A 22757-nucleotide genomic window follows, 5' to 3' on the forward strand; every position below is an offset into this window, starting at 1 on the left:
CTCGTCCGTCGAGTACGCCGGCCGATCCCCCGAGGGGATGGCGGGCCGGCTTGGGAGCGGCCCGGCGCTCGGCCCGCAGGGGGAGCGTTGAACACCCGTGTCTCATGTGTCTTCTGGTCAGGTCAGTAGGCGACCGGCAGCGGATCGAGGCTGCGCCAAATGTACCAAGTGGCCACCGAGCGGTACGGCGACCAGCCGTCGCCCAACTCGCGGGCCTCGGCGCGGGACACCGGCTCGCCGCTGAAGTAGTTGGTCGAGATGCCCTTGAGCAGGCCGACGTCGTCCAGCGGCAGCACGTCGGGCCGCATGAGGTGGAAGATGAGGAACATCTCGGCGGTCCAGCGGCCGATGCCGCGGATGGCGACCAGTTCCTCGATGATGGCCTCGTCGTCCATCTGCTGCCACTGGCGCACGTGCACCTGGCCGCCTTCGAAGTGCTGCGCCAGGTCGAGCAGGTACTCGGCCTTGCGCGCCGACAGCCCGGCCGCGCGCAGCGCGGTGCCGTCCAGCGCCAGCACCGCCTGCGGCTGCACCCGGGTGCTGGACCCGGCGCCGACCGCGGCGACGAAACGCTCCCACACCGACTGCGCCGCCTTGACCGAGATCTGCTGGCCGACGATGGAGCGCGCCAGCGTGGTGAAGGCATCGCCGCGGCTTTGCAGGCGAGCCTCGCCGAACTGGGGGATCAGCTTCTTCATCACCCGGTCGCGACGCGACAGGTGACGACAGGCCTCGTCCCAGTAGTCTGGCGTGACGACGGTCGCCACCGCCCTGGCGCTGCCCCGGACCACCGGCGTCAGCCTTTGGAACCGCCGACCGCGACCCAGGTGGTGCCCTGGGCCGAGTCCTTGAGCTCGATGCCGTAACTGGCAAGCTCGGCGCGGATGCGGTCCGCCTCGGCGAAGTTTCTGGCCTTCTTCGCCTCGGCGCGCGCTGAGACCATGTCCTCGATGACCGCCGCCTGCAGCTCGCTCTTGCCGCCTTGCAGATAGTCCAGCGGCGGCTGCTGCAGCAGGCCCAGCACCTTGCCGAGCGCCTTCAGCTGGCCGGCCACCCGCGACGAGCCGCCGCGGTTGACCTCGCCGGCGAGGTCGAACAAGGCGGCCACGGCGCCCGGGGTGTTGAAGTCCTCGTTCATCGCCGCGCGGAAGGCCGCGGCCTGCGGCAGCGACCAGTCCACCTCGGCCGCGTCGGCCGGCACCTTGTCGAGCGCGGTGTAGAGCCGGCGCAGGGCATTGCGGGCGTCGTCCAGGTGGGCGTCGCTGAAGTTGAAGGGGCTGCGGTAGTGGGTGCGCAGCATGAAGAAGCGCAGGGTCTCGCCGTCGTAGCGCTTGAGCACGTCGCGGATGGTGAAGAAGTTGCCCAACGACTTGGACATCTTCTCGTTGTCGACGTTGACGAAGCCGTTGTGCATCCACACGTTGACGAAGGGCCGGCCGCTGGCGCCCTCGCTCTGCGCGATCTCGTTCTCGTGGTGCGGGAACTGCAGGTCCATGCCGCCGCCGTGGATGTCGAAGTGCTCGCCGAGCAGCGCGCAGCTCATCGCCGAGCACTCGATGTGCCAGCCGGGGCGGCCGGCGCCGAACGGGCTAGGCCACTGCGCGTCGGCCGGCTCGCTCGGCTTGGCGGCCTTCCACAGCACGAAGTCCAGCGGGTCTTCCTTGCCTTCGTTGACCGCCACCCGCTCGCCGGCGCGCAGCTCGTCCAGCGATTTGCCCGACAGCTTGCCGTAGCCGGGGAAGCGCCGCACCGCGAAGTTCACATCGCCGTTCGGTGCGCGATAGGCCAGGCCCTTGCCCTCCAGCGCGCCGATCATTTCCAGCATGCGCGGCACGTGCTCGGTGGCGCGCGGCTCGTGCGTCGGCGGCTCGATGCCCAGCGCCGCCACGTCCTCGTGCATGGCCTCGGTCATCTCGGCGGTCAGCTGGCGGATGGGGATGCCCCGTTCCAGCGCACGCCGGATGATCTTGTCGTCGATGTCGGTGATGTTGCGCACGTAGGTCACGCGGTACCCCGCCGCACGCAGCCAGCGCTGCACCACGTCGAAGGCCATCATCATGCGGGCATGGCCGATGTGGCACAGGTCGTAGATGGTCATGCCGCAGACGTACATGCGCACATGGCCGGGCTCGATGGGCTCGAAGGGCTCGACCGCGCGGGTCAGCGTGTTGTGGATGCGCAGGGTCATCGGCCGGAGGGCGGTGCTGGCGCAGGCGCTGCGGTTGGCGCCGGGCTGGGTGCGGTCAAGGGCGGAGAGGACAACGACCGGGCGGTGCCGTCGCCACCGTGCGGCCGGCCGTCACAGGGGCCGTCGCTACAATCGAATTCAGTATAGCGGGGGGCCTCGTAGCCAGTGCACCGCACGCCGCCCTCGCCAGCACCTGCCCATCATGATGTCCTTCGTTGCCCGCCTGCTCGTCATCGCTGGCCTGTGCCTGGCGGCGGGCTGGGGCCAGGCGGCGGTCACCGAGGAACTGCTGGCCATCCAGCGCCTGCACCGCAGCGGCGACCTGGGCACCGCGCTGCAGCGCGTCGAGCGCGCGCTGACGGCGAAGCCCGACGACGCCGACCTGCGCTTCTTCCGCGCGGTGATCCTGGCCGACAGCGGTCGCCGCGACGACGCCATCGAGGCGCTGACCACCCTGCTGCGTGACCACCCCCAGCTCGCCGAGCCGTACAACAACCTGGCGGTGCTCTACGCCGGACAGGGCCGGTTGGAGATGGCGCGCCAGGCGCTGGAGTCGGCGCTGCGCAACGACCCGGCCTACACCGTGGCGCACGAGAACCTGGGCGACCTGTACGTCCGGATGGCTCAGCAGTCCTACCAGCGTGCGCTGCCACCGCAGGGCATGGCCCCCCAGGGGTTGCAACAGAAGCTGCGGCTGGCGCGCGAACTGCTGCTCTCCCCCCACCGTCTCCGCCGGCGCGTCACGCTGAAGAGCGGCGATCGTCGGTCCCTCCATTGCTGTCCATCACGCCCATGACCCTCACCTTGCGCCGCTGCCTGAACGTCGTCCCCGGGCTGGCGCTGGCCGCCCTGATCTGCACCACGGCGCTTCCTGCCGCCGCGCAGAAGGTGAAGCTGGCCACCAGCCAGGGCGACATCGTCCTGCAGCTTGATCCCGCCAAGGCGCCGAAGAGCAGCGCCAACTTCCTGCAGTACGTGCAGGCCGGCCACTACGACGGCACCGTGTTCCACCGCGTGATCGACGGCTTCATGATCCAGGGCGGCGGCTTCGACGCCGAGATGCGTCAGAAGCCGACGCGCGACCCCATCCCGCTGGAGGCGGGCAACGGGCTGAAGAACCTGCGCGGCACCGTCGCGATGGCCCGCACCTCCGACCCGAACTCCGCGACCGCGCAGTTCTTCATCAACGTGGTCGACAACCCCAACCTCGACGCGCCGCGTCCGGACGGGCATGGTTATGCCGTGTTCGGACGGGTGGTCGAGGGGCTGGACGTGATCGACCGCATCCGCAAGGTCGCCACCGGCAACCGCGGCATGCACCAGAACGTGCCGCTGCAGCCGGTGGTCCTTCGTCAAGCCACCGTGGAGAAATGAGATGACCAAGACCGTCGAGATGACGACCAACCATGGCGTGATCCGCATCGCGCTGGACGATGCCAAGGCGCCTGCCACCGTGGCCAACTTCCTCGGCTACGTGCAGCGGGGCCACTACGACGGCACGGTGTTCCACCGCGTCATCCCCGGCTTCATGATCCAGGGCGGCGGCTTCGAGCCCGGCATGAAGCAGAAGCCCACCGAAGCGCCGATCGCCAACGAGGCCAACAACGGCCTGAAGAACAAGAAGTACACGCTGGCCATGGCCCGCACGTCCGACCCGCATTCGGCCACCGCGCAGTTCTTCATCAACGCCAAGGACAACGGCTTCCTCGATTTCACTTCCGAGTCCAGCCAGGGCTGGGGCTACGCGGTGTTCGGCGAGGTGGTCGAGGGCCAGGCGGTGGTCGACGCCATCGAGAAGGTGCGCACCGGCCGCCGTGGCTTCCACGACGACGTGCCGCTGGACGACGTGGTGATCGAAAAGGCCACCGAGGTCTGATTGCCGACTGACCACGTTCCGGTGTTCGAGGCGCCCGCCGGCTGGCGGGCGATCGACCTGCTGTCGGACGTGCACCTGAGCGCCGACCACCCGCGCACCTTCGAGGCCTGGCGCTCGGCGCTGCTGGAGACCGACGCCGACGCCGTGTTCATGCTCGGCGACCTGTTCGAGGTGTGGATCGGCGACGACGCCCGCAACGGCGCCTTCGAGCAGCAGTGCATCGCGGTGCTGCGCGAGGCCGGCCGCCACCGCCGGCTGGCGTTCATGGCAGGCAACCGCGACTTCCTCGTCGGCGACGCGATGCTGACCGAGTCCGGCGTGCAGGCCCTCGACGACCCGACGCTGCTCACCGCCTTCGGCCGGCGCCTGCTGCTGACGCATGGCGATGCGCTGTGCCTGGAAGACGAGGCCTACCAGCGCCTGCGCAGCGTGTTGCGCAGCCCGGCCTGGCAGCAGCAGGTGCTGGCACGCCCGCTCGACGAGCGCGCCGCGCTGGCGCGGCAGCTGCGCCAGGTCAGCGACGCCAAGCGCGGCGAGGCCGCCGGGGCCGGCGGCTTCGATCCGGCCGCCTGGGCCGATGTCGACGCGCCGGAGGCGGCCCGCTGGCTGGACCGCGCGTCCGCGGCCGTCATGGTCCATGGCCACACCCACCGGCCCGACCGCCACGACCTGCCCGGCGGCGGCGAACGTTGGGTGCTCTCGGACTGGTCCTACGACGAACCCGACCAGCCCGCACGCGCGGACGTGCTGCGCCTGACCGCCGCCGGCCTGTTGCGCCGACCGGGCCCCGGCGTGGTGAGCGCGGCGGCGTCCAAGGACGTTCGAACCCCGCCACCGTGCTGAGCCGCCTGCTCGGGCACTGGCGCCAGCGGCGCGACGCCCGGGCGCTGCAGCGCCGTGCCATCCCCGACACGCTGTGGTCGCTGACGCTGCAGCGCTACCCCTTTCTGGCCCGACGCAGCGAGGCCGACCGCGACAGGCTGCGTCGCCTGACCAGCCTGTTCCTCGACCGCAAGCGGTTCAGTGCCGCAGGCGGGCTCGAACTGACCGACGAGATCGCGGTGGCGATCGCCGCCCAGGCCTGCCTGCCGGTGCTGGCCCTCGGGCTCGAGCGCTACGACGGTTTCGTCGGGCTCGTGGTGCACCCCGACGAGGTGCTCGCGCCACGCGAGGCCGTCGACGAAACGGGCGTGGTGCACCGCTGGCAGGAGCCGCTGACCGGTGAGGCCATGGAGGGCGGCCCCGTCATGGTGACCTGGGCCGACGCGCGCGACGCCGGCGAACTGGCCGCCTGGCGCTACAACGTGGTGATCCACGAGTTCGCCCATGTGCTGGACATGGAGGACGGTCTGGCCGACGGCGTGCCGCTGCTGCCCGACGCCACCGCGCGCCGGCGCTGGTGCGGTGTCCTCGAACCGGCCTACGACGACTTCTGCCGCCGCGTCATCGCCGGCGACGACACCCTGCTCGACCCGTACGGTGCCGAGGGGCTGGAGGAGTTCTTCGCCGTCGCCTCCGAAGCCTTCTTCGTCGCACCGGTCGACCTGCGGGACCAACACCCGGCGCTGTACGGGCTGCTGACCGGCTTCTACCGGCAGGACCCGGCGGCCGCCTGAACCGCCGCGCGGCCCCACCGGCCGAGCCATGAAAAGGGGCGCCCTTGCGGGCGCCCCGTCCAGCGCGGCCGGTGTCGCGCGCCCGTCAGGCCGTGGCCGGCTCCGCCTTGGCGCTCTTGCGCGGCGGCTGGATGTCCAGCACCGGGTTGCCGTCGGCGTCCACGTCCACCGTCAGCCGGCCGCCGTCGACCAGCCGGCCGAAGAGCAGCTCGTCGGCCAGCGCGCGGCGGATGGTGTCCTGGATCAGCCGCTGCATCGGCCGCGCGCCCATCAGCGGGTCAAAGCCCTTGGCCGCCAGGTGCTTGCGCAGGGCGTCGGTGAAGGCCACCTCCACTTTCTTCTCGGCGAGCTGGCTCTCCAACTGCAGCAGGAACTTGTCGACCACCCGCAGGATGATCTCCTCGTCCAGCGGCCGGAAGCTGACGATGGCGTCCAGTCGGTTGCGGAACTCCGGCGTGAACAGGCGCTTGATGTCGGCCATCTCGTCGCCCGCCTCGCGCGCGGTGGTGAAGCCGATGGTCGACTTGTTCATGGTCTCGGCGCCCGCGTTCGTCGTCATGATGATGATGACGTTGCGGAAGTCGGCCTTGCGCCCGTTGTTGTCGGTCAGCGTGCCGTGGTCCATCACCTGGAGCAGGACGTTGAAGACGTCCGGGTGCGCCTTCTCGATCTCGTCCATCAGCAGCACGGCGTGCGGCTTCTTGGTGATGGCCTCGGTCAGCAGCCCACCCTGGTCGAAACCGACGTAGCCGGGCGGCGCGCCGATCAGGCGCGACACCGCATGCCGCTCCATGTACTCCGACATGTCGAAGCGGATCAGCTCGATGCCGAGGATGTAGGCCAGCTGCTTGGCCACCTCGGTCTTGCCGACGCCGGTGGGGCCGCTGAACAGGAAGGAGCCGATCGGCTTGTCCGGCTTGCCCAGGCCCGAGCGCGCCATCTTGATGGCCGCCGCCAGCGCGTCGATCGCCGCCTCCTGGCCGAACACCACGCTCTTCAGGTCGCGGTCGAGGCTCTTCAGCTTGCCGCGGTCGTCCGAGGAGACCGACGCCGGCGGGATGCGCGCGATCTTGGAGACGATCTCCTCGACCTCGGCCCGGGTGATGGTCTTCTTGCGCTTGTTGTTCGGCAGGATGCGCTGCGCCGCGCCGGCCTCGTCGATGACATCGATGGCCTTGTCCGGCAGGTGGCGGTCGTTGATGTACTTGGCCGACAGCTCGGCCGCCGCCTGCAGCGCGCCGACCGCGTACTTGACGTTGTGGTGGTCCTCGAAGCGCGACTTCAGGCCCTTCAGGATCTCGATGGTCTGCTCCACCGTCGGCTCGACCACGTCGACCTTCTGGAAGCGCCGCGACAGCGCCGCGTCCTTCTCGAAGATGCCGCGGTACTCGGTGAACGTGGTCGCACCGATGCACTTCATCTGACCCGACGACAGCGCCGGCTTGAGCAGGTTGCTCGCGTCCAGCGTGCCGCCCGACGCCGCGCCGGCGCCGATCAGCGTGTGGATCTCGTCGATGAAGAGGATGGCGTTGGGCTGGTCCTTCAGCGCCTTGAGCACGCCCTTCAGGCGCTGCTCGAAGTCGCCGCGGTACTTGGTGCCGGCCAGCAGCGCGCCCATGTCCAGCGCGTAGACGGTGGACTCGCCCAGCACCTCGGGCACGTCGCCCTGGGTGATGCGCCAGGCCAGGCCCTCGGCGATGGCGGTCTTGCCCACCCCGGCCTCACCGACCAGCAACGGGTTGTTCTTGCGCCGGCGGCACAGCACCTGGATGACGCGCTCGACCTCCAGCTCGCGTCCGATCAGCGGGTCGATGCGGCCCTCGCGCGCCTGCTGGTTCAGGTTCTGCGTGAACTGGTCCAGCGGGGAGCCCTTGCCGTCGGACGCCTCTTCCTTCTCGCCCTCGCTGCCCGACGACTCGCCGGACGACTTGGTGGGCTCCGGCGGGTCGGACTTCTTGATGCCGTGGGCGATGAAGTTGACGACGTCCAGCCGCGTCACGCCCTGCTGGTGCAGGTAGTACACGGCGTGCGAGTCCTTCTCGCCGAAGATGGCCACCAACACGTTAGCGCCGGTGACTTCCTTCTTGCCGGAGCCGGTGGACTGCACGTGCATGATCGCGCGCTGGATCACCCGCTGGAAACCCAGCGTCGGCTGCGTGTCGACCTCGTCGGTCCCACCCACCGTCGGCGTGTTTTCCTTGATGAAGGTGGTCAGGTTCTTCCGCAGGTCCTCGATGTTCGCGGCGCAGGCGCGCAGCACCTCCGCGGCGGAGGGGTTGTCGAGCAGCGCGTTCAGCAGGTGCTCGACGGTGATGAATTCGTGCCGCTGCTGGCGCGCCTCGACGAACGCCATGTGCAGACTGACTTCAAGCTCTTGCGCAATCATGCGGCCTCCATAATGCACTGCAGCGGGTGACCGGCACGCCGCGCGGCCGCGAGCACCAGTTCAACCTTGGTGGCCGCCACGTCCCTGGTGTAGACACCGCAGACGCCACGGCCTTCGTGGTGGATCTTCAACATGATCTGGGTTGCAGTCTCCAGATCCCGCTTGAAGTACTCCTGCAACACCATCACGACGAACTCCATCGGGGTGTAGTCGTCGTTGAGCAAGACCACTTGGTAAAGCGACGGCGGCTGCACTCGGGCCAGCTTTCGCTCGGCCACGACCGAGCCCTGCCCCTCGTCCCGGTTCGGGTCGACCGGTCCTGGAGGTGTGGGAGGCAGGGGTTCATCGGGCATGGGACCAATTCTATCGAGAGCACCTCGGGGGCCCCTGTTGCATTCCTCATGCCCATGTTGCGCCCCGGCCGCCCAGTTCAAGCCCGGATCAGCGGCCGCACAAGGGTGCAGTCGCCGGGCAAGGTCGCGGCCCGATCCCGCGCCACCGCCGCAACCTCCCGCGATCGGGGGCGAACGTGCATTCCGAAGTTGACACTTTTCGTGACGGTCATCGAAAATCCCGAGACAAGGGGCGCAAAGCCGCCGGAGGAGTGAGCGAATGGCCGTCGGAACGGTGAAGTGGTTCAACGATGCGAAGGGTTTCGGCTTCATTGAACCCGAAGGCGGCGGCGCGGACGTGTTCGCCCATTTCAGCGCCATCCAGATGGAGGGTTTTCGCACGCTGAAGCAGGGCTCCAAGGTCACCTATGAGCTGATGCAGGGCCCCAAGGGGGGACCTGGCGCAGAACATCCGGCCGCTGGAAGGCGCCGGGGTGGTGCACGGCGACGTGCCGAGCAGCTCGACCGCCCTGGCCGGCTAGACCGCCGGCGTCTCCCGGCCGCACCCCGGCGGCCGACGCACCCTCAGGCCCGCGGACGCGGGCCTTGTTTTTGTGTTCTCCCACGCCGTGCGGGGCGGCGCAGGTGCCGGGTCTGTCGGCCCCGGGCGGGCGGAGGCCCACGGGGCCCTCCACGACACACGAAAGAAAGACCCCAGCCGCCGGGGCGGACTGGGGTCCTCGATCGGTCAAGGCCATCGCGCGAGCCGCGCGACGGCCGGAGATCACATGTTGTCGATCATCACCTGACCGAAGCCCGAGCACGACACCTGGGTCGCGCCGTCCATCAGACGCGCGAAGTCGTAGGTGACCTTCTTGCTGAGGATGGACTTCTCCATCGAGCTGATGATGCGGTCGGCGGCCTCGGTCCAGCCCATGTGGCGCAGCATCATCTCGGCCGACAGGATCTCGGAGCCGGGGTTGACGTAGTCCTTGCCGGCGTACTTAGGCGCGGTGCCGTGGGTGGCCTCGAACATGGCCACCGAGTCGCTCAGGTTGGCGCCGGGGGCGATGCCGATGCCGCCGACTTGCGCGGCCAGCGCGTCGCTGACGTAGTCGCCGTTCAGGTTCAGCGTGGCGATGACGCTGTACTCGGCCGGGCGCAGCAGGATCTGCTGCAGGAAGGCGTCGGCAATCGAGTCCTTGACGACGATGTCCTTGCCCGTCTTCGGGTTCTTGAACTTGCACCACGGGCCGCCGTCGATCAGCTCGGCGCCGAACTCGCGCTGGGCCAGCGCGTAGGCCCAGTCGCGGAAGCCACCTTCGGTGAACTTCATGATGTTGCCCTTGTGCACGATGGTCACGCTGGGCTTGTCGTTGTCGATCGCGTACTGGATCGCCTTGCGCACCAGGCGCTCGGTGCCCTCGCGGCTGACCGGCTTGATGCCGATGCCGGAGGTGTTGGGGAAGCGGATCTTCTTGACGCCCATCTCGTCGATGAGGAACTTGATCAGCTTCTTGGCCTTGTCGCTCTCGGCCTCGTACTCGATGCCGGCGTAGATGTCCTCCGAGTTCTCGCGGAAGATCACCATGTTGGTCTTCTCCGGCTCCTTCAGCGGGCTGGGCACGCCCTTGAAGTACTGGATGGGCCGCAGGCAGACGTACAGGTCCAGTTCCTGGCGCAGCGCCACGTTCAAGGAGCGGATGCCGCCGCCCACCGGGGTGGTGAGCGGGCCCTTGATCGAGACCACGTACTCCTTGACCACGTCCAGCGTTTCCTGCGGCAGCCAGACGTCGGGCCCGTAGACCTTGGTCGACTTCTCGCCGGCGTAGACCTCCATCCAGTGGATCTTGCGCTTGCCGCCGTACGACTTCTCGACCGCCGCGTCGACCACCTTCAGCATCACCGGCGTGATGTCCATGCCGGTGCCGTCGCCCTCGATGTAGGGAATGATGGGCTGGTCGGGGACGTTGAGGGAGAAGTCCGCGTTGACGGTGATCTTCTGGCCGCCCTCGGGCACCTTGATGTGCTGGTACATGTGCGCTGGTGTTGGGAGTGAACGGGGTGAACGAGCCCGGTGGCGCCGACGGCCCGGGTCGATGGGGGTGCCGATTTTATGTCAGGGCACGGTCTGGCCGGCCGGCTCGCCGCCGATAATCGCGGCCCGTCGTCCAGGGCCGTCCCTCCTGATGCTGCCGACCGTTTGCCGACTCGCCCGCCGCCTGGCGACCCCCGTGGCGTCGCTCGCACTGCTGGCCGCGGGCCTGGCGTTCGCCCAGTCCGGCCCCCCAGCCGCCGCTGCCCACCGTGCCGCTGCGCGCCGGCTTCCACATGATCCGCGCCGAGGTGGCGCAGACCGAGGCGCAGCGACAGGTCGGCCTCATGCACCGGCGCGAGATGGGCGCCAACGACGGCATGCTCTTCATCTTCGAGGCGCCGGCGACACACTGCTTCTGGATGCGCAACACGCTGCTGCCGCTGTCCATCGCCTTCGTCGCCGACGACGGCCGCATCGTCAACATCGCCGACATGAAGCCGCAGACCACCGACTCGCACTGCGCGACGGAGCCGGTGCGCATGGCCCTGGAGATGAACCAGGGCTGGTTCGCCAAACGGGGGCTGGTCGCCGGCAGCCGCCTGGCCGGGCCGCCCTTCAGCAAGCCCTGAACACCCTTCACCCATGGAAAAAGGGCCGGCGCAAGCCGGCCCTTTCGCGTGTGCGCCTGCGGTCAGCCGGCGAAGTTCTTCTCGGCGAAGTCCCAGTTCACCAGCGAGTTCAGGAAGGTCTCGATGAACTTGGGGCGCTGGTTGCGGAAGTCGATGTAGTAGGCGTGCTCCCACACGTCCAGCGTCAGCAGCGGGGTGTCGCCGGTGGTCAGCGGGGTGCCGGCGGCGCCCATGTTGACGATGTCGACGCTGCCGTCGCCCTTCTTCACCAGCCAGGTCCAGCCGGAGCCGAAGTTGCCGGCGGCCGACTTGGCGAAGGCCTCCTTGAAGGCGGCGTAGGAGCCGAATTTCTTGTTGATGGCCTCGGCCAGCGCGCCCTTCGGCTCGCCGCCGCCGCCCGGCTTCATGCAGCTCCAGAAGAAGGTGTGGTTCCAGATCTGCGCGGCGTTGTTGTAGATGCCGCCGGACGACTTCTTGACGATGGACTCCAGGTCCATCAATTCGAATTCGGTGCCCTTCTGCAGGTTGTTGAGGTTCACGACATAGGCGTTGTGGTGCTTGTCGTGGTGGTACTCCAGCGTCTCGCGGCTCAGGTGCGGCTGCAGCGCCTCGTGCGGATAGGGCAGCGGGGGAAGCACGTGTTCCATGGGCAGGTCCTTTCGAAGGGGGGAGGTTTCGACGGCATTCTAGGCAGCGCCGTCGACGGGCGTGGTCTTGGTCACGACCGACTCGGCCTGGCCGTCGTGCCACACGGTGCGCAGCGTCTGCCCGGGGGCGATGTCGGCCGCCTGCAGCACCCGCCCGTCGGTGTCGGTGACCCAGGCGAAGCCGCGGCGCAGCACATGGTGCGGGTCCAGCGCCTGCAGCCGCTGCTCCCGGGCCAGCAGCCGCTCGGCCTGCTGGCCCAGCTTGGCATGGACCGCCCGCTGCAGCCGGCCGGCCAGCTCGGTCTGGCGGTCCTGCTCGCGCTGCAGGCGCCGCATCAGCACCTGGTGCCGCCGCGCCGACCACTGCGCCAGCGCGTGCTGCTCGCGCTGCAGCCGCGCCGCCGGCCGGGCCAGCCGCAGGCCCAACTGGTCCAGGCGCAGCGCCCGGCCCTCGAGCAGCCGGTGCACCGCGCGGACCGCCCGGTGGCGCAGGCCGTCCAGGCCGTCCAGCAGCGCGGCGGTCGCCGGCGCGGCCAGTTCCGCGGCGGCGGTGGGCGTCGGCGCGCGCAGGTCGGCGGCGAGGTCCGCCAGGGTGAGGTCCGTCTCGTGGCCCACGCCGCAGACCACCGGCAGTGCGCACGCCCGCAGCGTGCGCACCACCCGCTCGTCGTTGAACGCCCACAGGTCCTCGAGCGAGCCGCCGCCGCGGCAGAGGATCAGCAGGTCCACCTCGCCCCGCTGCCCGGCCAGCGCCAGCGCCTCGGCGATGGCCTGCGGCGCCTGTGCCCCCTGCACCGGCGTCGGGTAGACCACCACCGGCACATGCGGCGCGCGCCGCGCCAAGGCGGTCAGCACGTCGTGCAGCGCGGCGGCGGCGGTGGAGGTGACGACACCGACGGCACGGGGATGGGTGGGCAGCGGCCGCTTGTGGGCCGCATCGAACAGGCCGGCCGCCTCCAGCCGCGCCTTCAGCCGCAGGAACTCCTCGTACAGCGCGCCGGCGCCCAGCGGCTGCATCGACTCGACGACGAACTGCAGTTCGCCGCGCGCCTCGTACACCGCCATGCGGCCGCGCAGTTCCACCTTCTGGCCGTCGCGCGGTGTGAACGACAGCAGGCCCGCGGCCCGGCGGAACATCGCGCAGCGCAGGGCCGCGGGCGCGCCGCCGCCGTCCTTCAGCGTGAAGTAGCAGTGCCCGCTGCCGGCGCGGGTGAAGCCGCTCAACTCACCCTGCACCGTGCAGGCGCCGAAGCGTGCCTGCAGCGCGTCCGACGCCGCCAGCAGCAGCGCCGCCACGCCCCAGGCGCGGCCGCGGGGGGCCTCGGGCACGGCGCTCATCGACCGCGGGGCACGACGGCCCTGCCCCGGGAAATCCACAATGGCGACGGCGACGAAAAAACGGACGGGCGATCTGTCATGCGACGGTCATGCAACGCCAAGTGACTGATTCCATGGGACAGCGCCGGCCGTGGCCGGCGCCGCGGGGGTGGGAGATCGCACGGACCGGCCTGGCGCCGCCGCGCGAAGACAGCTTGCCCACAATGTTGTCCACAGCTCGGCGGGTGGTGGGGCCGGACGGCGAAGGGCGCCTTGCGGTGGTCGCCACGGGCCAGGCACAGGGCCGGTCGGCCGACGGGCGGGCCCCATAATCGCGCCTTCCTGAAGCGGCGCCGCGCTCACGCGGCGGTGCCTGGCGTTGTCGAAAGGCCCGACTTGTTTTCGATCATACAAGCCGCTGGTTGGCCCATCTGGCCGCTGATCCTGTGTTCCGTGGTGGCGCTCGCGCTGGTGATCGAGCGGCTGTCCAGCCTGCGCCGAAACCGCATCGCGCCCGACACCCTGGTCGACGAGGTGCTCGGCGTGACCCGCAGCAGCCTGCCGTCGGCGGACGTGGTGAACAAGCTGGCCTTGAGCTCGGCGCTGGGCGGCGTGCTGGCCCAGGGGCTGCGGGCCGTCATCGCCGAGCCGCGCATCAGCGAGGAAGGCCTGCGCCAGGCCTTCGAGAGCGCAGGCCGCGCCGCCGTGCACCACCTGGAGCGCTACCTCAATGCGCTGGGCAGCATCGCCACCGCCGCGCCGCTGCTCGGCCTGCTGGGCACGGTGATCGGCATGATCGAGATCTTCGGCGCGCAGACCCCCGGTGGCGGCAACCCGGCGCAGCTGGCGCATGGCATCTCGGTGGCGTTGTACAACACCGCCTTCGGCCTGATCGTCGCCATCCCGTCGCTGCTGTTCTACCGCTTCTTCCGTGGCCGGGTCGACGAGTACGCGCTGGCGATGGAGCTGGCCGCCGAGCGCATGGTGCCGCACCTGATGCGCTTCGCCGTCAAGCAGCCGGGGACCGGCACATGAACTTCCGCCGGGCGCACCGCGACGAGCCGGAGATCAACCTGATCCCGTTCATCGACGTGCTGCTGGTCGTGCTCATCTTCCTGGTGCTGACGACCACCTACTCGAAGTTCAGCGAGTTGCAGCTCACGCTGCCCACGGCCGACGCCGAGAAGCTGCGCGACCGGCCGGCCGAGGTCATCGTCTCCATCGCCGCCGACGGCCGCTACGGCGTCAACCGCAAGCCGCTGGAAGGCCGCAGCGTCGAACTGCTCGCCAGCGAGCTGACCGCCGCGGCGCAGGGCCGCGAGGACGCCGTGGTCATCGTCTCGGCGGACGCCGGCACGCCGCACCAGCTGGTGATCAACGTGCTGGACGCGGCGCGCCGCGCCGGCCTGTCGCGCCTGACCTTTGCCGCACAGACCTCCGCCGGCGCCACGCGCTGACGCGCGGGGCTCGAGGCGCCGGCCATGAGGGCCGCGGTGGAGCGCTGGCTGCAGGGCGTCTGGTGGGACGCCGCGCGGCGCCCGCCGCTGGCCCTGCGGGCGCTGGAGCGGCTCTACCGGCACCTGCTGGCCCGCTCCCGGCACCGGGAGCCGCCGCCCCGACCCGCCCCACGCCCGGTGCTGGTGGTCGGCAACCTCATCGTCGGCGGCGCGGGCAAGACCCCCACCGTGATCGCGCTCGTGCAGGCGCTGCAGTCGCGCGGCCGGCGGCCCGGGGTGGTGTCGCGCGGGCACGGGCGGCGCGGCGGCGCGGTGCAGCTCGTCGATGCACGCAGCCGTTCGGACGAGGTCGGCGACGAGCCGCTGCTCATCGCCCGCCGCACCGGCGTGCCACTGGCGGTGGGGCGCGACCGGGTGGCCGCCGCCCGCCGGCTGTGCCAGGCGCACCCCGAACTGGACCTGCTGATCGCCGACGACGGCCTGCAGCACCACGCGCTGGCCCGCCAGGCCCAGCTCATCGTCTTCGACGAACGCGGCATCGGCAACGGCCACCTGCTGCCGGCCGGCCCCCTGCGCGAGCCGATGGCGGCCATGGTGCCGCCGCGCAGCGTGGTGCTCTACAACGCCGGGGAGCCGACCACCGCCTGGCCGGGTGCCCGCGTCGCCCGCGGCCTGGCCGGGGTGCGCGACTGGGCCGGCTGGCAGGCCGGCGAGCCGCCGTCGCCCGCCGCGCTGCAGGCCCTCCGTGGCCGGCCGCTGCTGGCGGTGGCCGGCATCGCCGCCCCGGAGCGCTTCTTCGTGATGCTGGAAGCTGCCGGCCTGCAGATCCGTCGCCTGCCGCTGCCCGACCATGCCCCGTTGCAGCGCCTGCCATGGACCGACGACGACGCGGACGTCGTGCTGACCGAGAAGGACGCGGTCAAGCTGGTGGGCCGGCCGCTCGGCCGGACGCGCGTGTGGGTGGCGACGCTAGACTTCCATCTGCCCGACGGCCTGGTCGACCAGCTGCTGCAGTGGCTGGACCACCCTACACCCCATGACACTTGACCACCGCCTCATCGACCTGCTCGTCTGCCCCGTCTGCAAGGGGCCGCTGGAGATGGGGCGCGACGAGCAACAGCGCCCGGTGGAGCTGGTCTGTCACGCCGACCGGCTGGCCTTTCCCGTGCGCGACGGCATCCCCATCATGCTGGAGGAGCAGGCGCGGCCGATGGAACCGCCGCCCAGCGCCGCGTGAGCTTCACCGTCCTGATCCCGGCCCGGCTGCGCTCGACCCGGCTGCCCGACAAGCCGCTGGCCGACATCGGCGGCCTGCCGATGGTGGTGCGGGTGGCGCGGCAGGCCTCTCGCAGCGGCGCGGACCGGGTGGTGGTGGCGGCGGACCATCCGCGCATCCTGCAGGCCTGCGCCACGCACGGCGTGACCGCGGTGGCCACGCGCGACGACCACGTCAGCGGCAGCGACCGGCTGGCCGAGGCCTGCGCGCAGCTCGGCCTGGACGGCGACACGGTGGTGGTCAACGTGCAGGGCGACGAGCCGCTGATCGATCCGGCGCTGATCGACGCCGTCGCGGGCCTGCTGCGGGCTCGACCCGACTGTGCGATGAGCACCGCGGCGCACCCGATCGCCGAGGTGGCCGACTGGCTCAACCCGAACGTGGTGAAGGTGGTGTGCGACGCACGCGGCACCGCCCTGCTCTTCTCGCGCGCGCCGATCCCGGCGTGGCGCGACGCGCCGGCGGGCGCGCCGGCGCTGCCCGCACCAGCCCCGTTGCGCCACATCGGCCTGTACGCCTACCGCGCCGGCTTCCTGCGCCGCTACCCGACGTTGCCGCCGGCGCCGATCGAGGCGCTGGAATCGCTGGAACAGCTGCGGGCGCTGTGGCACGGCGAGCGCATCGCGGTGCACCGGTCCCCCGGCGCGCCGCCGCCCGGCGTCGACACCCCGCAGGACCTGGAGCGGGTGCGCGCGTTGGTTGGCTGACGGTTCGGCCGACGCGTCCGCCAGGGCGCCGGGACGCCCCGTGGCGTGCAAGGAAGGTGTGTCCCTGCGTGCTATTCTCGATCGAACACCCCGGGGGCCGCGTGCAGCGCGGCCCTTCGCACACAAGATCCTAGGCAACCGTTAGAGGACTCCATGAGACTGATCCTGCTGGGAGCACCCGGCGCCGGCAAGGGCACGCAAGCGGCCTTTCTCTGCCAGAAGTACGGCATCCCGCAGATCTCCACCGGCGACATGCTGCGTGCGGCGGTGAAGGCCGGCACGCCGCTGGGCCTGCAGGCCAAGCAGGTGATGGACTCGGGCGCGCTGGTCAGCGACGACATCATCATCGGCCTGGTCCAGGAACGGCTGGCCCAGCCGGACTGCGCCAAGGGCTTCCTGTTCGACGGTTTCCCCCGCACCATCCCGCAGGCCGATGCCATGAAGCAGGCCGGCGTCGACCTCGACGTGGTGCTCGAGATCGACGTGCCCGACGCCGCCATCATCGAGCGCATGAGCGGCCGCCGCGTGCACGCGGCCTCGGGCCGCACCTACCACGTCAAGTTCAACCCGCCGAAGGTCGACGGCGTCGACGACGTCACCGGCGAGCCGCTGATCCAGCGCGACGACGACAAGGAAGAGACCGTGCGCAAGCGCCTGCAGGTCTACCAGAGCCAGACCCGGCCGCTGGTCGACTACTACGCGCAGTGGGCCGCCACCGGCGACGCCCGGGCCCCGCGCTACCGCAAGATCTCCGGCGAGGGCAGCGTGGACGAGATCACCCGGCGCGCGCTGGAGGCGCTGGCCTGATCGATCCTCTGCTCGAACCGCCGTGACGACGAAGCCGCCTGCGGGCGGCTTTTTCACGGGCGCTACCAGCCGATGAAGGCCTCGCGCCCCTGCACCGCCAGCGTCACCCGCCGGCCCTGCGGCAGGCAGACTTTGGTCGGACCATGGCCCATCGGCAGGCCGGTGAGCAGCGGCACGTCGGTCTGCGAGCGCAGGTGGGCGATGGCCGCCTTCAGGTTGTAGCCGCGGTCCAGCGGCGAGGGGCGCCAGCCGTCGAAGTCCCCCAGCAGCACCGCCTTCTGCGCACCGAGCACGCCCGCCTGCAGCAGCTGCAGCAAGCCGCGCTCGACCCGGTAGGGATGCTCGTTCACGTCCTCCAGGAAGAGCACCCCGCCCTTCACCTTCGGCCAGTGCGGTGTGCCGAGCAGCGACAGCAGCACCGTCAGGTTGCCGCCCCACAGCCGACCCTGCAGGTCCAGACCGTCGAAGCCGGCCTCGGTGCGGAAGCCCACCGCCTCCAGCTGCCCCGTCACCGCCTCCTCGAAGCAGGGCGCGGTGATGTCGTCCAGCCCGCCGGCCTCGTCGGTGCGGCCGAAGTCGTCGGCCGCCATCGGGCCGGCCCAGAAGCCGCCCGCGGGCGGGTGGTGGTGGTGGTGCCCAGGCTCATGGCCCGCCGCGCCGTGCCGGTGCGGCGCGGACGAGGGCACGGCCACACCGTGCGCGATCGCGGCCAGTTGCAGCGCCGTGCAGTCGCTGTAGCCCACCCACTGCAGGCCGGCCGCCACGCTGCGGCCGATCAGCGGCCAATCGATGCGGTCGAGCAGCCGGCTCAGGCCGTAGCCGCCACGGCTGGCCAGCGCGACCTGCAGCTCGCCGGCGGCGCCGGCCTCGGCCACGCGGTGCAGCGCGGCCAGGCGGGCCTCGTCGTCCCCGGCGAAGCGCTGGTGGCGGGCCGCGGCGGACGGGTCCCGCCGCACGTCGAAGCCGAGGCCACGCAGCCGGCGTGCGGCGCGCTGCAGCGACCGGGCATCGGCCACCACGCCGGCCGGCGAGAAGATGCACAGCGCGGTCGTCATGTCGTCTTGGGGTCGGAGGACAGCAGTTGCGCGGCCAGTTCGGGCGACAGCGGCGCCTCGGTCGCCTGGCCGACCGGGATCGGTGGTGCTGCGTTCGGTGTGCGCTGCTCGCGGCGCCGCTCGGCGAAGAACTGCCGCAGCAGGTCGCCGCACGGCCCTTCGAGCACGCCCCCGGTCACGCCGGTGTGGTGGTTCAGCCGGCGCTCGGCGAAGAGGTCGAGCACCGAGCCCGCCACGCCGGTCTTCGGGTCGCGCGCACCGAACACCACCCGCTTGACCCTTGCGTGCATCAGCGCCATCGCGCACATGGCGCAGGGCTCCAGCGTGACGTACAGCTCGCAGTCCGGCAGGCGGTAGTTCTCGACCAGTTGCGCCGCGTGACGCAGGGCGACGACCTCGGCGTGCGCCGTCGGATCGTGCGTGGTGATCGGACGGTTGTAGCCCGTGGCCAGCAGGCGCGGGCCTTCCGGCGTGGCCCGCATGATCACCGCGCCCACCGGCACCTCGCCGGCCAGCCAGGCGTTCTGCGCCTGGTCCAGCGCCAGGCGCATGGCGGCTTCGTCATGCTGCCGCTGCAGGCTCGTCATGGGATCGGAGGGCGCTGAGGTCACGGGGCGGGCACGCAGGAGAACGCGCAACAAGACGAGATCGGACGCGAGATTGTCGGCGAGGCAAAAGCAAACGGCCCAGGCATCGCTGCCTGGGCCGTCGCATGGGTGGTGGGCCCTGAGTGACTCGAACACTCGACCTACGGATTAAGAGTCCGCTGCTCTACCAACTGAGCTAAGAGCCCCTGAATCGTCTTCTGCCGACCGGCGTGCCGGGCGCGTCGCTTTGCGTATAGCTTGGTGGGTCGTGCGTGACTCGAACACGCGACCAACGGATTAAAAGTCCGCTGCTCTACCGACTGAGCTAACGACCCGCTGAGTTGACGAGCAGGACCCTTCGACCCTGCAAGTTCACGCCTGCAGCTCGCTGTCCGCAGAGCCTGCCATTATAGCCACAACGGCAGCAGGTTCAGCGACCGCTGCATCGGCGCGACACAGGCAGCGCTCGATCAATTCGCCGGCCGCGACCAGCCCGAAGCTGGCGGTGACCGCGACGCTCGAGCCGTAGCCATGGCAGTTGAGGCTGCCGTCCACCGCGTCCGCACGCCCCGGCACGGCGCAGCCGTCCGACGGCGGCAGCGTGACCGGCTCGCGCGAGAACACGGCGGTGAGGCCGATGGGGCCCCGGCGCGGCGCACCATGGCGCTGGCGCAGCCGCTGGCGCAGGGTGGACAGCAGCGGGTCGTGCGTGGTGTCGGCGAGATCGGCCACTTCCACCCGGTGCGCCAGGCGCTTGCCGCCCGCCGCGCCCACGCACACCAGGGGCCAACCGCCGTGCAGCGACCAGGCGCCGAGCACCGCCTTGGCGTGGACCGCGTCGCAGGCGTCGATCACGCCGTCGACCGGTTCACCGGCCAGCAGTGCCGGCCAGTTGCCGTTCTCGACGAAGGCCTCGATCGGCCGCACGCGGCAGCCGGGATGGATGTCGGCGATGCGCTCGGCCAGGGCCTGCACCTTGGCCTGGCCGATGGTCGCGCCCAGCGCCTGCACCTGGCGGTTGATGTTGGACTCGGCGACATGGTCCAGGTCGACCAGCACCAGCGTCGCCACCCCGCTGCGCGCCAGCGCCTCGGCCGCCCAGGAGCCCACGCCGCCGACGCCCACCACCACCAGCCTCAAGGCCCGCAGGCGCTGGTAGCCGGCGTCGCCGTACAGCCGGCGCAGGCCGCCGAAGCGGCGCTCGAGATCGGCCTCGTCGACGCTGCTCAAGCGGCTCATGCCTCGCGCTCCAGCCGCCACACCTGCCAGCGCAGCGTGCCCCAGCCGCCGGCCAGGATGCCGGCCAGCGCGAGCACGCTGCCGAGCGACAGCGTCGACAGCCCCGAGATGCCCTGCCCCACCGTGCAGCCCAGCGCGGTGACGCCGCCGACGCCCATCAGCAGGCCGGCGGCCAGGTGACGGCCGAGGTCGCCGGCATTGGCGAAACCCTCCCAGCGGAAGCTGCGGCTGGCCAGGGCCACCGCGGCCGAGCCCAGCACCACGCCGACCACGCTGACGATGCCCACCGTCAGCCGCTTGGCCGCGTCGCTGTAGAACAGCAGCCAGTCCAGCGTGTAGGCGATCGGGGCGACGAAGCTGAAGGCCTCCATGCGCTGCGAGTTGGTGGCGAGGAAGGCCTCCTGCAGCGTCGACGGGTCCTCGGCCACGTGGCCCCAGGTGCCCGACACCCACCACATGGCGCCGACCGCCAGGCCGACGCCGACGCCGCCCAGCCAGACCGCACCCGACCGGCCTTCGGGCCGCCGCAGCACCCAGGCGACCAGCGCCAGGGCCAGGCCGCCGCCGAGCGCGGCGGCCCACACCTGCACGCTGCCGCCGGCGCCGGCGGTCAGCAGCGACGGCAGGTCCTGACCGGTGGGCAGCGCCACGACTGCACGGTCCACCGTCTGCACCCGCCACACCGCCGTCAGCCCGCGCAGCGTGGCGAACGCGGCCAGGCCGATGACGAGGAAGACCACCAGCGACTTCAGGTTGCCGCCGCCGAGCCGGATCAGCGTCTTGCTGCCGCAGCCCGAGCCGAGCACCATGCCGATGCCGAACAGCAGGCCGCCGACCAGCGTCGACAGCCACAGCAGCCCTGGCCCGCCATACAGCGTCTTCGTCGCATCGAGAACACCCGACGCGACGCCGCCGCTGAAGCACAGCATCGCGACGGCCATCGCCAGCACCCACATGCGCATGCGCGTCCAGTCGCCCATGCTCACGATGTCGGCCACCGCGCCCATGGTGCAGAAATGGGTGCGCTGGGCGATGGCGCCGAAGGCGAAGGCCAGGCCGAAGGCGGCCCACAGCACCCACTGGCGGGCCTGCTCGACGGCGTCGGGGGGTCAGCTCCATGGCGGTCGGGTCGACAAGCAAACGCCGCCGGCCCGTGGCACGGACGCGGCGGCGGGAGGTGGGACGAAGGGAGGCCGCGCGCTACTTCAACGCCGCCATGCGGTCGCGGCCGGCCTGCGCCGCTTCCGACTTCGGATAGGTCTTCAGCAGCTCCTCCAGCGTGCGGCGGGCGCTGCGGCTGTCCTTCATCTCGATCTGGCAGTTGGCGATGGCCAGCAGCGCCTCGGGCGCCCGCGGGTGCTCCGGCGCGCCGCTGACGAAACCGCGGAAGCTGGCGATGGCGCCGGCGTAGTCGCGCCGGCCGTACAGCGCGTTGCCGAGCCAGAAGCGGGCCGCGTCGGCATAGCCGCTGGCGGGGTAGCGCTTGAGCAGGGCCGAGAAGGCCGACGACGCGGCCGGGAAGTCGCCGTTGCGCAGCAGGGCCACGGCCTCCTCGTACTGGCGCTTCTCGTCGGCCTCGACCAGGAACTCCTTGCCGTCGAGCGACACCTTCTGCGGCTCCAGCTTGCGGATGCGTTCCTCCACGCCCTGGCTGATGTCGCGCTGCCGGCGCTGCACCTCGGCCACGTCGCGCGCCAGCTGCTCGTCGCGGCCACGCAGCTGGGCGATCTCGCCGCGCAGCGCTTCCATCGCCGTCGTCGCCTCCAGCAGGCTGCGGCGCAGCTGCTGGATCTGCTCGGTCAGCTGCGCCTGTTCGGTCTGGCGGGCGCGGGCCTGCTCGTCCAGCCGGGCACGCAGTTCGAGGATGGCGCGCCGCGCCTCGTCGTCGGAGAACAGCGCGGACGCCGACAGCGGCGCGAACGCGGCGGCGAGCGCCAGCGCCCACGGCGCCGCGCGGCGCCGCAGCGATGACGTCGGGGCTCTCATCGGCAGGGGGTGGGCCACGCTCAGCGGTCCTTGATCTCGGCGCGGCGGTTCTGCGCGTAGGCCGACTCGTCGCTGCCCTGCACCGCCGGCCGCTCCTTGCCGTAGCTCACCGCCTCGAGCTGCGACTCGGACGCGCCGAGCACCGTCATCGCCCGCAGCACCGACTCGGCCCGCTTCTGGCCCAGCGCCAGGTTGTACTCGCGGCCGCCGCGCTCGTCGGTGTGGCCCTCGACGGTGACCTTGAGCTGGCGGTTGCCCTGCAGCCGCTTGGCGTGGTTCTCGACCACCGGCCGGTACTCGTCCTTGACGCTGAAGCTGTCGAAGTCGAAGTAGACCGTGCGCGGCAGGTTGGCGCCGGCGTTGGCGGCGGCGTTGCGGTTCAGGTCCACCGTGGCCACGCCGGACTGGCTGCCGGCGCCGGCCTGGGCGCCGCTGCCGGCACCCGCGCCGGCCGTGGTGTTGCGGCTCTCGACGGGCGCCTGCTCGTCGAGCTTGACGCCGGAGGCGCAGCCGCCGAGCACGCCGGCGACGATGAGCAGCGAGAGACCGGCGCACAGGCGGCCGGCGAAAGAAGACGAGGTCGTCATGGAGGGGCTCCTCTGCAAGGAAACGAA

Annotated in this window: 25 protein-coding genes, 2 tRNA genes and 1 pseudogene; 13 read left to right on the forward strand and 15 right to left on the reverse strand. The window is 71.0% G+C overall.

The window, feature by feature from the left end:
- Positions 1-122: 122 nt before the first annotated feature.
- Both LRS07_RS15435 and cysS read right to left on the reverse strand, forming a co-directional pair.
- Complete coding sequence (locus LRS07_RS15435; RefSeq protein WP_260498874.1) at positions 123-791, reverse strand: DNA-3-methyladenine glycosylase family protein; 669 nt, start codon at positions 789-791, stop codon at positions 123-125.
- A 5-nt stretch (positions 792-796) separates the two neighbouring features.
- Positions 797-2188, reverse strand: a complete 1392-nt coding sequence (gene cysS, locus LRS07_RS15440; RefSeq protein WP_260498875.1) for a cysteine--tRNA ligase — start codon at positions 2186-2188, stop codon at positions 797-799.
- A 205-nt stretch (positions 2189-2393) separates the two neighbouring features.
- Here cysS and LRS07_RS15445 point away from each other — a divergent pair, with 205 nt between their 5' ends.
- From LRS07_RS15445 to LRS07_RS15465, 5 genes are read left to right on the forward strand one after another with little or no spacing between them, the layout of a single operon-like run.
- Positions 2394-2984 carry a tetratricopeptide repeat protein gene (locus LRS07_RS15445; RefSeq protein WP_260498876.1) on the forward strand — a complete coding sequence of 197 codons (591 nt, stop codon included), beginning with the start codon at positions 2394-2396 and terminating at the stop codon, positions 2982-2984.
- Positions 2981-3562, forward strand: a complete 582-nt coding sequence (locus LRS07_RS15450; protein WP_260498877.1) for a peptidylprolyl isomerase — start codon at positions 2981-2983, stop codon at positions 3560-3562. The genes LRS07_RS15445 and LRS07_RS15450 overlap by 4 nt, the downstream gene beginning before the upstream one ends.
- A gap of 1 nt (position 3563) precedes the next feature.
- Entirely contained in the window at positions 3564-4064 is a 501-nt protein-coding gene (locus LRS07_RS15455; RefSeq protein ID WP_260498878.1) for a peptidylprolyl isomerase, read from the forward strand.
- A gap of 21 nt (positions 4065-4085) precedes the next feature.
- Complete coding sequence (locus LRS07_RS15460) at positions 4086-4907, forward strand: UDP-2,3-diacylglucosamine diphosphatase (protein WP_260498879.1); 822 nt, start codon at positions 4086-4088, stop codon at positions 4905-4907.
- Entirely contained in the window at positions 4901-5680 is a 780-nt protein-coding gene (locus tag LRS07_RS15465) for a M90 family metallopeptidase (RefSeq protein ID WP_260498880.1), read from the forward strand. Before LRS07_RS15460 ends, LRS07_RS15465 begins: the two co-directional genes overlap by 7 nt.
- A gap of 85 nt (positions 5681-5765) precedes the next feature.
- On the opposite strand, the gene clpA is transcribed toward LRS07_RS15465, so the two are convergent.
- The gene (clpA, locus tag LRS07_RS15470; RefSeq protein WP_260498881.1) at positions 5766-8066 is read right to left on the reverse strand and encodes an ATP-dependent Clp protease ATP-binding subunit ClpA; all 2301 of its coding nucleotides are present in this window, start codon (positions 8064-8066) and stop codon (positions 5766-5768) included.
- Positions 8063-8419 carry an ATP-dependent Clp protease adapter ClpS gene (clpS, locus tag LRS07_RS15475; RefSeq protein WP_260498882.1) on the reverse strand — a complete coding sequence of 119 codons (357 nt, stop codon included), beginning with the start codon at positions 8417-8419 and terminating at the stop codon, positions 8063-8065. The genes clpA and clpS overlap by 4 nt, the downstream gene beginning before the upstream one ends.
- A 259-nt stretch (positions 8420-8678) precedes the next feature.
- Here clpS and LRS07_RS15480 point away from each other — a divergent pair.
- Positions 8679-8852 (forward strand): annotated as a pseudogene (locus tag LRS07_RS15480) (cold shock domain-containing protein); the annotation flags it as partial.
- Positions 8853-9182: 330 nt separating this feature from the next.
- On the opposite strand, the gene icd reads toward LRS07_RS15480, so the two are convergent.
- Entirely contained in the window at positions 9183-10436 is a 1254-nt protein-coding gene (gene icd, locus LRS07_RS15485) for an NADP-dependent isocitrate dehydrogenase (RefSeq protein ID WP_260498883.1), read from the reverse strand.
- Between the two features lie 269 nt (positions 10437-10705).
- Here icd and LRS07_RS15490 point away from each other — a divergent pair, with 269 nt between their 5' ends.
- Positions 10706-11065 carry a DUF192 domain-containing protein gene (locus LRS07_RS15490; protein WP_409450551.1) on the forward strand — a complete coding sequence of 120 codons (360 nt, stop codon included), beginning with the start codon at positions 10706-10708 and terminating at the stop codon, positions 11063-11065.
- Between the two features lie 62 nt (positions 11066-11127).
- Here LRS07_RS15490 and LRS07_RS15495 read toward each other — a convergent pair whose 3' ends face one another.
- Together LRS07_RS15495 and xseA are read right to left on the reverse strand one after the other, a co-directional pair.
- Complete coding sequence (locus tag LRS07_RS15495) at positions 11128-11712, reverse strand: superoxide dismutase (protein WP_260498884.1); 585 nt, start codon at positions 11710-11712, stop codon at positions 11128-11130.
- Between the two features lie 39 nt (positions 11713-11751).
- Positions 11752-13050: an exodeoxyribonuclease VII large subunit gene (xseA, locus tag LRS07_RS15500; RefSeq protein ID WP_260498885.1), complete on the reverse strand. Its 1299-nt coding sequence runs from the start codon at positions 13048-13050 to the stop codon at positions 11752-11754.
- A gap of 375 nt (positions 13051-13425) precedes the next feature.
- Here xseA and LRS07_RS15505 point away from each other — a divergent pair, with 375 nt between their 5' ends.
- The 6 genes from LRS07_RS15505 to adk all read left to right on the forward strand — a co-directional run bounded on the left by LRS07_RS15505 (position 13426) and on the right by adk (position 17276).
- Complete coding sequence (locus LRS07_RS15505) at positions 13426-14064, forward strand: MotA/TolQ/ExbB proton channel family protein (RefSeq protein WP_260498886.1); 639 nt, start codon at positions 13426-13428, stop codon at positions 14062-14064.
- Positions 14061-14486 (forward strand): ExbD/TolR family protein, encoded by a 426-nt coding sequence (locus LRS07_RS15510; RefSeq protein WP_260498887.1) that lies wholly within the window; start codon positions 14061-14063, stop codon positions 14484-14486. The genes LRS07_RS15505 and LRS07_RS15510 overlap by 4 nt, the downstream gene beginning before the upstream one ends.
- 24 nt (positions 14487-14510) lie before the next feature.
- Positions 14511-15533, forward strand: coding sequence for a tetraacyldisaccharide 4'-kinase (gene lpxK / locus LRS07_RS15515; RefSeq protein WP_260498888.1), 1023 nt, complete (start codon positions 14511-14513; stop codon positions 15531-15533).
- A complete protein-coding gene (locus LRS07_RS15520; protein WP_260498889.1) occupies positions 15523-15723 on the forward strand; it encodes a Trm112 family protein in 201 nt (66 codons plus the stop codon). Before lpxK ends, LRS07_RS15520 begins: the two co-directional genes overlap by 11 nt.
- Positions 15720-16469, forward strand: coding sequence for a 3-deoxy-manno-octulosonate cytidylyltransferase (gene kdsB / locus LRS07_RS15525; RefSeq protein WP_260498890.1), 750 nt, complete (start codon positions 15720-15722; stop codon positions 16467-16469). The genes LRS07_RS15520 and kdsB overlap by 4 nt, the downstream gene beginning before the upstream one ends.
- 153 nt (positions 16470-16622) lie before the next feature.
- A complete protein-coding gene (adk, locus tag LRS07_RS15530; protein WP_260498891.1) occupies positions 16623-17276 on the forward strand; it encodes an adenylate kinase in 654 nt (217 codons plus the stop codon).
- Between the two features lie 62 nt (positions 17277-17338).
- Here adk and LRS07_RS15535 read toward each other — a convergent pair whose 3' ends face one another.
- The 8 genes from LRS07_RS15535 to pal all read right to left on the reverse strand — a co-directional run bounded on the left by LRS07_RS15535 (position 17339) and on the right by pal (position 22730).
- The gene (locus tag LRS07_RS15535; RefSeq protein ID WP_260498892.1) at positions 17339-18331 is read right to left on the reverse strand and encodes an LD-carboxypeptidase; all 993 of its coding nucleotides are present in this window, start codon (positions 18329-18331) and stop codon (positions 17339-17341) included.
- A complete protein-coding gene (tadA, locus tag LRS07_RS15540) occupies positions 18328-18918 on the reverse strand; it encodes a tRNA adenosine(34) deaminase TadA (protein WP_260498893.1) in 591 nt (196 codons plus the stop codon). The genes LRS07_RS15535 and tadA overlap by 4 nt, the downstream gene beginning before the upstream one ends.
- A gap of 130 nt (positions 18919-19048) precedes the next feature.
- Positions 19049-19124, reverse strand: a tRNA-Lys gene (locus tag LRS07_RS15545).
- 53 nt (positions 19125-19177) lie between these two features.
- Positions 19178-19253, reverse strand: a tRNA-Lys gene (locus LRS07_RS15550).
- 37 nt (positions 19254-19290) lie between these two features.
- The gene (locus tag LRS07_RS15555) at positions 19291-20157 is read right to left on the reverse strand and encodes a tRNA threonylcarbamoyladenosine dehydratase (protein WP_260498894.1); all 867 of its coding nucleotides are present in this window, start codon (positions 20155-20157) and stop codon (positions 19291-19293) included.
- Entirely contained in the window at positions 20154-21233 is a 1080-nt protein-coding gene (locus LRS07_RS15560; protein WP_260498895.1) for a YeeE/YedE family protein, read from the reverse strand. The genes LRS07_RS15555 and LRS07_RS15560 overlap by 4 nt, the downstream gene beginning before the upstream one ends.
- 124 nt (positions 21234-21357) lie before the next feature.
- Positions 21358-22143, reverse strand: a complete 786-nt coding sequence (ybgF, locus tag LRS07_RS15565; RefSeq protein WP_260498896.1) for a tol-pal system protein YbgF — start codon at positions 22141-22143, stop codon at positions 21358-21360.
- Positions 22144-22163: 20 nt separating this feature from the next.
- A complete protein-coding gene (gene pal / locus LRS07_RS15570; RefSeq protein WP_260498897.1) occupies positions 22164-22730 on the reverse strand; it encodes a peptidoglycan-associated lipoprotein Pal in 567 nt (188 codons plus the stop codon).
- Between the last annotated feature and the right edge of the window lie 27 nt (positions 22731-22757).

The organism is Aquabacterium sp. J223 (genome assembly GCF_024666615.1).
Taxonomy (GTDB): domain Bacteria; phylum Pseudomonadota; class Gammaproteobacteria; order Burkholderiales; family Burkholderiaceae_C; genus J223.